This is a genomic window from Chloroflexus aurantiacus J-10-fl (assembly GCF_000018865.1).
GTDB lineage: Bacteria > Chloroflexota > Chloroflexia > Chloroflexales > Chloroflexaceae > Chloroflexus > Chloroflexus aurantiacus.
This window is the reverse complement of the sequence record NC_010175.1, coordinates 869,253-883,254: the sequence shown is the minus strand read 5'-3', so window position 1 is coordinate 883,254 and position 14,002 is coordinate 869,253. Positions and strand designations below refer to the sequence as shown.

The window sequence follows — 14,002 nt, the reverse complement described above, 5'->3', positions numbered from 1 at the left end:
GGTGGTAACATTACAACCCGCATCTCCGCGATAGTGCATCTTCCCTCTCTGCTCTCTGCCGGTAAGAGAGCAGAGGGGGAACCATGATGTCAGGTGTATGCTGGCGATGGAGTTGTTCGCTGGGAATGGGTATATCCTGTACTCTTATAGGTTAGATTGCAGCCTGTCTGGATGCCATTGTAAAGTCTTCCCTTTGACTGACAGCTATGATATCAAATCTGGTTCTGTAGGAGTCCTGACACACTACTCAGAGTCGCCCTGACGCTATCCTTGAGCGACGTATTACTATCTGCAAGAACTGAATGATTGCTGTGGTAAGGCACGCTATGCCGTGCCCCTATCTCGTGCCACCACATCGGGTTGCTTTGTCTTATCTAAAATCTGGGAGTGGTGAAAGCACGACATACGATCCAGCCATCACCCTGCACGCACCTGAGAACGGATGCGCGGAGTCGGTGCTCTTTCGACAACCTACTGGCGGCTCGGTCTGGTGGCGATTCAGCACGAGTACGCCCGGCTGAACGATGCACGTCTTTGCGCACAAGTTGCTGTTATCTACAAAGATCTATCTCCGATACTTTCTTTTGGTGAAGACGACACAAATACTCTCCCCTCCATACCCTGATCATTGCCAAAAACCACCTTTTCCCTCCGTCTCTTTCTCATAGTAAACCCTAATCTATCCAGGTTTGGGAGTGAACTATGCGTCGTCTTCTGTTGCTCTGCACGTTGATCGCGATACTGGGTAGTGTTTTACCGGTGGCAGTACCGCGAGTGGCCGCTACCCAAACGATTGGATGGCATTCTGATGTGCCGGTGGCGCGTCAGCACCACGCAATGGCGGCGAATGCCACAGAGATATTTCTGTTTGGTGGCACAGTTGTCGACCAGAATCCACAATTACAGAATGACTTATGGGTATGGCGTGAGGGGCGCTGGCAATGGTTAGGCTTCGGTGGACCTGGACCGCGTAGTCATACAGCGCTGGCGTATGATGCACGTCGTCAGGAACTGGTGCTCTTTGGTGGGTGGGACGGCCAAACGATGCTGGGTGATACGTGGGTATGGTCAGCCGGGGGATGGCAGCAACGCCAGCCCGCCCGATCTCCATCACCACGTCGTGCTCACGCCATGGTCTACGATCCTCAGCGCGAGCAGATCCTGCTCTTCGGCGGTTATGATGGCCGTTCACGGAATGATACCTGGGTCTGGGATGGCGTTACCTGGACACAACTCTTCCCGGACAGTGAGCCATCAACGCGGCACGAACACGCCATGGCCTATGATGCAGCTTCCCGACAGATCGTGCTGTTTGGTGGTGCGTCGGTCACCGATTTCGGTTCGCAGATACTTGATGATACATGGGTGTGGGATGGTACAAGCTGGGTTTTTCAGTCACCAACAACATCACCTTCTGCCCGTACTGATCACATCCTGGTGACAACAACAGCGGGTGTTTTACTGTTTGGCGGCGAAGATGAGCAAACCCTGCTTGACGACACCTGGTTGTGGCACAACCATTCCTGGCAACGCTTAACACCTTCTCTGTCACCTTTGGCGCGTAGTGGTGCAGCAGCAGCGTTTGCTCCTGTGCAGCAGCGTCTGCTCTTGTTTGGCGGGAATGGGCTTTTTGAAACATACGCCGATACCTGGTTCTGGAATGGGAGTACCTGGCAGCCGCTTTCCGGGCCGTCAGCTCCTTCCTCGCGAACACAGACGGCGCTGGCTGATGATGTTGGACGCGGAACCATTGTTTTGTTCGGTGGTATTGACGGTGAACCGCTAGACGATACCTGGTTATGGACTGCCGAACAGGGCTGGCGAATGGTATCACCGCCAACACGACCTTCCCCTCGTTTCGGCCACGCAATGGCCTATGATCCACTTCGTCAAGAGGTTGTCCTCTTTGGGGGGTACAGTGGTAGTAGCCGTAACGATACCTGGGTGTGGAATGGTAGCACGTGGGTACTGCGCACGCCGTCTGTGTCACCACCACCACGCTGGGGACACACCCTGACGTATGATGCCGCTCGTGGTCGGATCGTCCTGTTCGGTGGCGCTCAAGGCACAGCCGGCTTTTACAGTGATACCTGGGAATGGGATGGCCAGACCTGGATTGCGCTATCACCCACTGTTCGTCCGCCGGCACGCCGCAACCATGCTGCTGCCTATGATTCACTCCGTGGTCGGGTAGTACTGTTTGGTGGTTATGCGCTGCAGGGCGAAACACCAACCTACTTCGATGATACGTGGGAATGGGATGGGAGTCGCTGGCAGCAGGTGGTGGCTCGTGGCCCTGCTGCACGTATGGGACACACCCTCTTCTACGATGCCGTTCGCCAAAAGAGCATCCTTTTCGGTGGGATTGGTGATGACGAACTGAGTGAAGTGCTCTGGGCCTGGGATGGAGTGTCCTGGACGCAACTCCCTGATGTACCGCGTCCTCCTGTATTGTCATTCCACGCGGCTGCGTATCAACTGGCAACCTGCCGGGCCTTGATTGTTGGTGGCATACCAGAACGTGAACAACTTTACGTATGGCAACGTGCTGAGTCCTCTTGCTCGGCTTTGCCGACGGCTCGAATTGACAGTGTGTCACCGAATCCTGCTAATCGCAGTACTGATCGTATTCAGTTGATCGGGAGTGGTTTTGCCGCTAACGGGAGTGGTCGCCAGATTAATGCCTATCGCTGGTTGATCAATGGTGCTGTCCTGCCTGGCACAACCGCTCACCAGACGCTCAATGCGGCTGATTTCGCGGTCGGTGTCTACGAAGTCGCGCTGGCGGTGCGTGACAGTGCCGGCATCTGGTCGGCACCTGTTACTCAAACCTTAACGATTATCGATAATCCGCAGATTGTAGTGGCAACCGATCCAATTTCAGCAACCGTCGTGAGCGGTGAGCGTACTGAGCGATTGTTGCCGATAAGCAATCGTGGTGCCAGCCCGTTGACGATTAATTTGCGGGTTGAGGCTGGTACTGCAACCGCTTCGTCCCATCCGACTGCTGCAACGGATACCTCATGGACGTTGCCCCGTCTCTATCGTCCACCCGACCGTCTCGATGCTCGCCTTGCCCACTTTGCTCAAACAACATCAACGCGCCATGAGACCTATCTGGTCTACATGGATGAAGTGGCCGATCTGCGGGCAGCAATGCAAATTGAAGACTGGCGTGAACGGGGGCGTGCCATAGTCCGTCATCTTCAGGAAGTTGCCGCACGTAGCCAGGCCGAGACGTTACGCTATCTGGAAGGGCAGCGTCGAACCGGCGCAGTGAGTTTTTACTGGTCGCTGTACAGCGTAAATGCGATTGTGGTGCGAGGGGATGCCGAAACTCTGCGCACATTGCTGGCGCAGCCACGTGTTATTGGGATTACGATCAGCGAGACCTATGCGATTGATGAGATGCCAACTGGCGCCTCCCCGCAATCAACTGGCGTCAGATGGAACATTAGACGGATTGGGGCTGATCGGGTCTGGAATGAACTCGGTGTGCGCGGCGAAGGTGTGGTTGTCGGGAGTATTGACACCGGGGCGAAGCTCGATCATCCGCTTCTCAACGCCAATTATCGTGGTCGTTATCCCGATGGTAGTTACGATCACAGCTATAGCTGGTTTGATCCGACCGGTACTTTTCCCGACGCGCCCGGTGACGATAACGGACATGGCACGCATACGATTGGCACGATGGTCGGTATTGACGGTATCGGTGTCGCACCGGGTGCCCGATGGATCGCCGCTCGTGCCTGTAGTCGTCGCGCGTGTCAGGATATTGATATCTTGCGGGCGATGGAGTGGATGCTTGCGCCGTATCCGTCTACACTCGGCCCGGTGGCAGCTAATCCTGACATGCGACCCCAGGTGGTGAATAATTCGTGGGGCGGGCCGGGTGGTCGGCCACTGTTCCAGCAGATGGTAGCCGTATGGCGCGCCGCAGGTATCTTTCCTGCGTTTGCTGCCGGGAATTGCGGGCAGGCCCGTCCAGGCTGCCTTGTTACCGGTGTGGGTAGTGTCAGTTCGCCCGGTGATTATGCCGAGAGTTTTGCTACCGGTGCCACGCATGATAACGATACACTGGCAGCCTTCAGTAGCCAGGGCCCGTCGCGTTTGACCAGTAATGTGAAGCCGGATCTCGTTGCGCCTGGGGTGGCCATCGAGTCGGCGGCACTGAATGGTGGCACGCTTCCCCAGAACGGTACCTCGATGGCCAGTCCTCACACCGCAGGAGCAGTGGCGCTCCTGCTATCGCTTCGCCCCGGTCTGGCTATTGACCAGCTTGAAGCCTTACTCCGCACAACCGCCCGTGATCTGGCAGCACCGGGGCCTGATCAACAGACCGGCTATGGCCTGCTCGATGTCTACGCGGCAGCTCAGGCAGCTCGCACCGGTCTGGGCTGGTTGCGACTGCCACAAACCAGTGGCGTGATTCAGCCTGGTCAAACCCTCTCCATTCCCATTCACTTTGATGGTCGTGGCATGCCGGCGGGCACATATCGGGCTGTGCTCATTATTCAAAGTAATGATCCATCGGCTGCCGAAATTCGCATTCCGGTGAGTCTCATTGTACAGAGAGTACTTCGGCAATCGCATCCATTGATTACTCACCGTACCGCTGATGGCATGCTGATCCGCTGGACAGCGCCTGATGGTCGGATTGCCCGCCTGGAGTACGCCGTGCAGGAAGGAGGGCCGTGGATCAGGCAAGTCGGTACCGCGAGTGCCATTCCAGGAGAGACACTCTTCGTACTCCGTGGCTTACAGCCAGACACTACCTACTTCCTGCGTCTGATTGCGATGGATGGCAGCATTGAAGATAACGGAGGTCGTTTCTATCGGGTTACCACAGCACCTGCACTCCCCTTTGCCATTGACGACATCGTCACGCCGGTTCGGATCTATGTGCCGCTGATTCAGCGCTAAGTTGGGGAAAGGATGGTTCTATGCGTACACGCTCTCTCCGTCCATGGTGGCTATCGTTTGGGTTGATTGCACTGCTCCTGCTCAGTGTAGTGCGGCCAATCACGCCAGCACAAGCCCAAAATCAGGAGCAAAATCTCATCATGTCTGGTGATCCCAATCTGCCGGCCAGTGTCTATGTGTTGGCGTACAATACCTCGACCTACGGCATCTATTTCTTGCGCGATGATGCCTGGCATCTGGTTACGGCTGTTCCGGTCAGTTCCGTCACCGTTGATCGGGTGATTGCGAAGCTCTCCCCAGATCGGCAACGAGTGGCGTATATGGTGATTGATGGTGATACCGGGAATAGTGCGATCTTCGTGACCGATCTCTACGGTCTGGATACAACCCTCATCTACGCCAGTGAGGATCCGGCACTGGCGGCGACCTCATTCGCCTGGTATGGCGATCAGGTTGCTTATACGCTGGCCCGTGGCCCCTTCGCTGGCGAAGCTGATGCAAACGCCATCAACCGCATGGAACAGGCAGCCGTGGCCAGCTTCGCCGGTGAACTGTGGCTGAGCAGCGCCGATGGTCAGACCCACGAGCAGATTGTGGGTGAGGGTGTAGGGCAGATAGTGGCCGGGATTGCTGACACTGGCACGCTGTTCTATACCGTCGTCAATACCGAAACGCAGAGTCTGGTCGGTCTCAACAGCATTGATGTTGACGATGGTACCGTGCGCGATCTGCTCCGCAACGACGACGATACCATTTACCTCTCATTCGATATTGTCCAGACCGCTCCTAACACGACGCGCATTGCGGCTGTGACCACCAGTTCGCTCTTCTCCACCGTTCCTGAGAGTGGTACCAGCCTGTTGACGGCGAATCTTGATGGTAGTAACGTTCAAGAGGTCTACAGCGACCCGCGTGATATTGGCGCTGCGGTCTGGTCACCGCAGGGTGACAGGGTGGCGATTGCCCGGCGCTCGACCGGTGAGGTGCTCGTCCACGATTTGCAGACGGATACAACCCAAACCCTGACGGTCTCGGTGCAGACGAACGGTCTCCAGTGGAGTGAGGATGGTTCGGCGCTGATCGGCTTGCCAGCGCTCGATAGTGTGGCCAATCCTTTCACCAAAGGACTGGTTGTCTTTGGTCTGGATAACACGGAACTGGCTTCAGTTGAAACCCAGGCTACGGCAACGACGCTGTACAGTCGGTATATCGTGCCCGGTTTCGACCCAACGACGTATGCACCGTATGTGCATCAGAAAATCGATACACCGGCGAATTTTACCGGTAAAAACCAATCGTGTGGCACAGCATCCACAGTCATGGTGCTGGCCAGTCTAGGCAAAGTACGCGGTGATCTCGGCAACCTTGTCGTGCAATTCCACCACGGCCATTACTACAACGGCACCTATGTGCCGTCATCCTCATTCGGACGCGAACCCTCAGAACGGGCACTCCGCCTGTATGGCATTGATCAAAAGGGTGGTCCTCCCTACAATAGCGATACGCAGCAGCACCATATCTACACACTCCAGGGGGTAATCTACGCGCTCGAACGCGGTCATGCGGTCATTGCCGGCACCAATCTTTCCAGCGTCGGCCATATCGTAGTGATTATTGGTTATGAGCGGGCCGGCAATGAGGTGCGACTGATCGTCAACGATCCGGCAGGGAATGCCAATAACCGCCGTACCTATGGTACTTTGCGGGATGGGGCAGGGGTGGTGTACACCTGGGAACAGATGACCGCAACTTATCCTGGCTTCTTCTGGGCATTTAAAGTCAACGCCATTGCCAGCACCGGTTCGGTGGTCGACGCTTCGCAATGGCGTGGCGAATACTTCAACAATACGTCACTATCCGGGAGCCCGGTGTTAGTGCGGGGTGACAACACGATTAATTTTAACTGGGAGACTGGCGCACCAGCTCCTGGGGTACAGGCCGACAACTTCTCGGTACGCTGGACAAAAAAGGTGCGTGTTGATCGGAGTGGTGTGTATCGCTTCACCACCGCTTCTGATGATGGTTTGCGGATCTATGTTAATGGAAGGCTGGTGCTGAATCAATGGCAACCGCGATCCTTTACCCCTTCGGCCACTGACGTTTACCTCGCGGCCGGTGAGCATGTGATTAAAGTTGAGTATTATGAGGTAGTGCGTACTGCTGCGGTACGGGTAAACTGGCAATACCATACACCTGCCATGGTATGGACAGGATCGTATTATAGCAATCGCTTCCTGCAAGGAACACCGGCACTCACGCGCAATGATCCCGCTATCAATTTCAACTGGGGCTTGGGCAGCCCAGACCCTGCATTGCCACCTGATAATTTCTCGGTGCGCTGGCAGCGTTCACTCTTCCTGCCCGGTGGTGCCTGGCAGTTCTACACGCGCAGTGATGATGGCAGCCGGGTCTTTCTGAATGGCAATCTGATTTTGAGTCAATGGTGGGATCACGCAGCACGGTCGGCGTATTCATCCTACTACCGCCTCAATCCCGGCACACACAACCTGATAGTTGATTTCTACGAAAATAGTAGTGTGGCTTCGATGGAATTTGCCTTCTGGCCGAGGGTGTTCGCCGAATATTGGAGTAACCGTAATTTCAGCGGAACCTACCGCTCGGAAGTTCTCAATACGGTGAGCAAGAATTGGGGATTAGGCGGACCGCATGCGTCCAATCAAGACAACTTCTCGTCACGCTTCACCTGGCCGGTATCGCTCAGAGGCGGAACGTATCGTATCTGCGTCAGATCCGATGATGGCTTCCGGTTTAAGGTTGATGGGCAGGTGAAGTTTGAACGCTGGCGTGATAGCGTGGGGCAGACCTGTGCCAATGTGGCTATCAGTGCCGGTTGGCGAACATTCCAGATCGAGCACTACGAAGCCACTGGCCTGGCATATCTGGAAGTGACCTGGGGCCGTGCTGATGGGACGTGGTACGGTATTGCGCAGCCATCGGCACTGTCATCAGCGCAGATGGGTGCTCAGGGTGTTGCGCTGACCCAGCAAAGCAATACCGGCGATGAGGTTGAGACATATTTCCAACTGCTGCACGAACAGGGCACGCTTGGATTAGGTCTCGAAGCCGAGCAGCAGGAGCCGTCGGCCAGCTTTATCGTGCGTGTACCGTTGGTTCAGCGTTAGGATGTAGCTGCCAGCCCTCATCATCAGCTCATCGAATCACCGATGAGGGCCGGACATCTCAGCGAATGGCGGCCAGAGGGCTGCCATTCGCTATGGTTGTTGATACTGTCCACCGTGCATCCACTTGTAGATGCAAGGGTGTCGAGGATGATCGCCCGGTGTCACGTTTTGTGTGTAATAAAAGTTATGATGCCCTACCCACAGTCGTGCTGACACTGCACCTGATCAGTGCACTGCTGTGCGCAAGCGTTGGTAACCAGTAGGAGCGCACGCCACTAATACGCCCATAACCCGGTATATCACATACGGCTTCTCCACGCTGAACCGTTAACCCCCGCGCTCGACGATGCGGCGTAACCTTGAACAGGCTCGCGAAAGCGGCTACACCCCGAACCGTTAACTCCTGCTCCTTACAGGCGATACAGTAGCGGACACCATACGTCCTCGCCCCGGTCTCTCTCGCGCTGTGGGCTATGCATTACCCATACCTCGAATACTGCATTGCCCGCGTGCCGGAGCGGGTCGGGGGAGTGATGATGGGCGTGCTCCCCAGCCGGGAGCTGGGAGCGCGCGCCTCCGGCGCGCATGGTGCCGGTACCAGTGCTGGAGGGAGGAGCCAAAAGCAAGCTCCCGGCCCTGACGGTATTCACGGACGGCCAGGACAGATGAACGAACACAACGTCTACCCTATCAGGAAGCCATGAATCACACGTCTGCCCTCCCCTCACCCACCCCCGCTATGCATTACCCATACCTGGTATCAACCACGTGTGTATCAGCAGGTATGATCGCCATGGATGCTGTTTTGGGTGACTGGCCCGATGGCAGCGCGCCGCTCCAGCCGTGGTATCACGTGCTGAATGGGTTGCCTTACACGCGCATCATGTGCGTGGCGCGCAGTGTGGAGTGCGGCAGCATGGCTGCCGCGCCAGCCGTGCTCACGATCCGGTGCGGATTGCAGCGGACACCCGTGCCGGCACGTACCCCTGATGATGGGGATGGCTGAGCACAGGCCGGCAGCCTGCCCCACAGCGTGCTGGTGCCGGTAGTGTGTAGGGGCGGGTTCGGTAGGGGCGGGTTCGGTAGGGGCGGGTTCTCAACCCGCCCCTACGGACGGTGCCTGTGCCGTTCACCTGACCATCCACGGGATGCGGTGGACGGGAATGTCTTGCATCGCGTGCCATGGATGGTTGTTCAGAGGTGATCGCAGCCGCTACGCTCCCCGCTCCCGCGCAGCGCTATGCCTTACCCATACCCAGGTTGTCAACCGCTTCGCTCATCAGTCGAACCTATCTCATTGTGCGCGATCCTGGGCACTATCGCGTCACCCTGCTGTCGCGTGGGTCGTACGTTACGAACGGAAAGCGGATGATAGCAGCGGAGGTAGCCGTTGGATCAGACCATGGGGCAGACGTCCAGCCTGCGCACTAGCGGCTACGGCCAACCCCTGCCGGCGGTGGCGATGATGCCCGCACGCGGGCTGGAAGCCCGCGCCACGGGAAGCGCTTGCAGTCCGGCCCAACGCAGCGTGACATATGGGTAATGCATAGCGCTGTGGGAGAGAGGAGGTAGAAGCCTGCATTGGGGCGTCCTGATAAAGTAGAAATTGCGTTTTTTGTCCGTTCCTGAAGCTCTGCGAGCAAGGGGAGGTCGAAGCCTGCGTTGGGCCGTTCTGATGCGGTAGACATTGCCTTACCCCATACGGTCTATCCGCTCTTGAATCTTCAGCAGACAGATTGAGACTGCTGCGTGCTGCATATCACCTCTCGGCATTGAGCAAGCATGACAGGCTATCCAATCATCACCCTACGGCCTCGCCTGAGTGCAGATGCGCTAAACCGGTCCTCCTGTGCTGGTGACAACCTGCCAGCGGTTTGGCGGTGGCACGTCCGGTGGTGTTTCGGTATAAGTGTGACACCGGCACGATACGCATCGTTGTGTAAGCGGTGGTATTACGATGTCTGATAACTGATACCAGATTTCAATTGATCAAACATTCAGAGACACGATACAATCGTGCCTCTGAATGAATTGCAGTTGTGGCCTGGATATGTGTTACCGCACAATCATCGGTACATGCACATAATACTCGACGCTGAGCGGTGCTAATGGCGCGAGACCCTCATCTACTTCCGGGTCTCCCGGATTCAACGCTACGACACCGGCGGTTAAGAGTTCACTCCATCGGGTGTAACGGGTAAACTCAAACAGGTAATTATTGACATAACTGTTGAAGGTGGCGTTGCGTCTGGTGTAGTCAGGGTAATATATCGAGATACCATGCACATCGCTCAGGTCAATACGGTAACTGCCGTACCTTGCAGGCAAGGTTGCGATTCCAACTCGATGGCCGTTAGGGTTGGGTAAGATAAATGACTGTGTACCGGTCAATTCATTGATCAACTCGTCTGCCCGTTGTTGGATCGCCCGGTCTGAAATGCTGTCTCTGACGTTTCGGGTCCAGCTCAGGAGGTCCACGTATGCATCAGAACGGGCGTTGCGGTAGTCATTATCGCTGTTAAGATGGCTGCTGCTATTGCGAATGTTCTGTACCTGGTTGAAGTGTTCATTGCTGTTATTGGCATAAGCAGCTAACTCAGCAGCCAGGCGGTCAACGGTAGAAGCAACGGTTGTCACGCGACCGAGATCAAGGGCGGTAATAGTGAATGGTACTCGTTTCTGCACTGACTTATCGGCGTAGATCTGTACCACCGTGCGTGCAACCATTTCTGGTGTACTTGTTGCCGTAATATCGGCAACGTATTCGTCATACGCGAAGAAGCTCCAGCCCAGGTATTGCGAAGCGATGAGCAGGCGTGATCGGAGTGGCACTTCACTTCGCGGCCTCAGTTCAAAAGCGACCTCTAGCAGTCCCATCGAGCAGGCATCAAGGTGAATCACGTCAATTGGTGCGACGCCGGGTGCATTGAGCGCTTGACCAAGTTCTTTGATGGTGAGATACGCACTGTTGTTTCTTCTCCCATCATCACGTGCGTCACTCGTCGAGTCCCAGGCAATGCCCTGGACGCCCTGCCCATGATTGGCAATAGCCAGGTAGTAGTGCCGTGCCGGGAAGGTCTCTTGCCCCCAACGTAAGAAGTTCGCCAGTGTAAGTGGATCATCCATTGCTTGTTCTGATATGCTGTTCTCGCTGGGTGGTTGACCAGGATGAATAAGTATGCGACGAGTATCGTTGTTTTGTGGCCCATCGATCTGGATAGCGATCCGAATAGACGAATTACTGAGTTGTTTAAGATTTCTGATAGTGTTATTGAAAGATTTCAGTAATGCTTGACCATCGGCAGCATAATCGGCATCGAGGTAAAGGAGTATCGTCCAGGCCGGTATGTTCTGAATGCGTGGACTAACATACACTGAGAGACTGGTCTGTTGAGACCACTCGCCTTCATTATCCTGGACTTTTAACGTAATCGTGTGTGTACCGCTACTCAAACTGGCAGCCGGTATTGCTAATGTTCGGCTGGTGCTGATTTGACCATTCTGGTTTGACTCCCAGCGCCAGGCATGGATGGTGTTCGTTTCATCACTGTCTTGGCCCATACCCTGCACTATCAGCGTATCATCAGCACTCAGACTGCTCAGGTTGAGGTAACTGATCGTGGCGATTGGTTGTGTAAACCGCATCGGGCGATATATCTCGATCTGTCTCGTATCCGGATTGAAGGCATAGATGTTCCCATGCTGATCGATGTCCCATCCTTTCACCTGATTATTCAGTTCAATAGTGTACAACGGAGGGCTGGTAAGGTCGCTGTCACGAACCCGAATCGCGTCTTCACGATAGATATAGATGTTGTTATTAAATACCTGCAATACATTGTCGAGAGTAGGATCAAAGGTAGCTGATACCGTTCTCTCCACCGTCCCGTCCAGCCGCAATTTTTGAATACGCTCATTACCTCGATCAGCGACGTAGATATATCCATTTGAGTCAATTACCAGATCACTGGGTAAATAGAATCTTCCGGGTTTGCTACCCGTCCCGCCCCAGCTTGAACGGTATTGACCATCGGCAGAGAATTGCAAGACCTGATTATCGAGATCTTCCGCAATAAAGATAGTGCCGTTTTGCGCTACTGCAATTGCGCCTGCACTGACATCATTGATTGGAAATGAGAAGAGTTGTTGGCCGAGCGCATTGATTTTGTAGACGCGGGCAGTGGTCGAGCTTGATTGATCAAGGATATAGACCGAACCATCAGCAGCTTTGGTCATATCAACAATGCGTCTTGGGAGCGGATTAAGCGCCACTTGGGTCGATGTCACAGATTGCTGGAATGTCAACCGGGTAACCGCAGCCGGTTCACGATTGGCAATAAACAAAGTATTATTGGGCACGGTCACCGTTCCGATAACATCACGATACCGGCTTGATCTGCCCCATGATCGAGTTGTACCGCGTGTTGGGTCAAATACCAGCACCTTATTAGTGTAACTCGTCAGGTAAAGCTGACCGTTTGGTGCAATGGCCATATCGTTAAAGAGTTCACCCGGAATCGTCCATTGCTGTGCAATTGCGCCGGTGGTTGACAGACGGACGATACCATTGATCGGATCGGTCACCCAAAGGTTGCCACTTGGGTCAATTGCCATGCTTTGAATAGAGGTGAGCGGTGTGTTCAGCGTCGTCGTCAACTGACCGCCAGGGGTGAATGTATATATATCAGATTGTCCGGTCGTAATATACACGTTTCCATTGCGATCAATGTCGATGTCTGTGCCATGGATACCGGTTGACCATTGCCGCTGCAAATCACCGGTAGTGCTGAAGATGGTCACTCCCTGATTGTAGACAACGGCAATAGTTCCGTCGGGCGCCAATGCAAGATCATACGGGAACGGACACGATGAGAGTTGGGTACATAACATCCACGAATGCACATAGCGACCCTGTCGGTCAAATTTTTGGATGCGACGATTGCCGGCGTCGAGGATATAGACATTACGGCTTGCGTCAACAACTACGCGACGCGGTAGGTTAAATTGCCCTGGGTTTTGCCCGTAATGCCCCCACGGTGGTTGAAGAGGATTACCATTAGTATCAAAGGCCTGAATCTGATGCGCTTCTTGATCAACCACAAATACCTGATACTCAGGGTTGATTGCAATACCGCTCAGGCCGTCAAATTCGCCAGATATGCTGCGCAGCGGTATTGATTGCAGGGCTACAAAGTCATTGGGACTCCGGCGGGGTAACACAATGTCAACTTGTTGGCTTCCCGGTTGCACCTCATGAGTCAGGCTACGCTCTCGGTTGCCAAGTCGTGCCGTGATGGTAATTGTTTCACCGCTTTGCACTTGTAGCGGATCGTCACTAAGGCTAATCTCGTAAAATGGGACGTTGTCAACAGTGTTGATGTAGCGGGTGTACAGGGAAATACTGGTACCACGTGAGCTGGTGATCGTAATTTCGGCCCCCGCAACCGGCTCTCCATCAACATATACGATACCGTTCAGGCAGCAGGTGGTCTCTACTTCCCCCGGCGGTGTGACGCCGCCACAACCTCGTGGTAATGGGATAGCACCCGATTCTTGGGTGTCACCAGCCTGATTAGCACCTGAGGTCAATGGTGAAGAGTGTAGGATCGGCATGCTAAACACCGGTGCATTGAATGAGACCAGGAGAATAAACAATCCGCCTAACAGCATGCTACGGATACAGGACGCTGCCATAGTCAACTCCTCTTGTTGATAGTGATGGAGTTTCCAAACCCTCTTGATGTCACGTCACGAATCACATGGCTATATGTTTTCAATGTTGAATTTGCTTCATAGTTCGCATATTTCTAACAACAAGTTGACTGCTAGTGAACGCTACCGAAGATCGCCTGACGTAACACAGGCGCAACCAGCTTTCACGTTCGTCATTTCTGGTTAGTAGGAGGAAATGCTGATAGAGTCGGGCTGCTGGCGAT

The 14,002-nt window shown here is 54.7% G+C and carries 3 protein-coding genes; 2 read left to right on the top strand and 1 reads right to left on the bottom strand.

What is annotated here, in order from left to right; genetic code table 11:
* Window positions 1-702: 702 nt before the first annotated feature.
* Window positions 703-4,923, top strand: coding sequence for a Kelch repeat-containing protein (locus tag CAUR_RS03375; RefSeq protein WP_012256545.1), 4,221 nt, complete (start codon window positions 703-705; stop codon window positions 4,921-4,923).
* Window positions 4,924-4,943: 20 nt separating this feature from the next.
* Window positions 4,944-8,066 carry a PA14 domain-containing protein gene (locus tag CAUR_RS03370; RefSeq protein WP_012256544.1) on the top strand — a complete coding sequence of 1,041 codons (3,123 nt, stop codon included), beginning with the start codon at window positions 4,944-4,946 and terminating at the stop codon, window positions 8,064-8,066.
* 2,055 nt (window positions 8,067-10,121) lie between these two features.
* Here the strand turns inward: CAUR_RS03370 and CAUR_RS03365 are convergent.
* Window positions 10,122-13,760, bottom strand: coding sequence for a clostripain-related cysteine peptidase (locus tag CAUR_RS03365; protein WP_012256543.1), 3,639 nt, complete (start codon window positions 13,758-13,760; stop codon window positions 10,122-10,124).
* Between the last annotated feature and the right edge of the window lie 242 nt (window positions 13,761-14,002).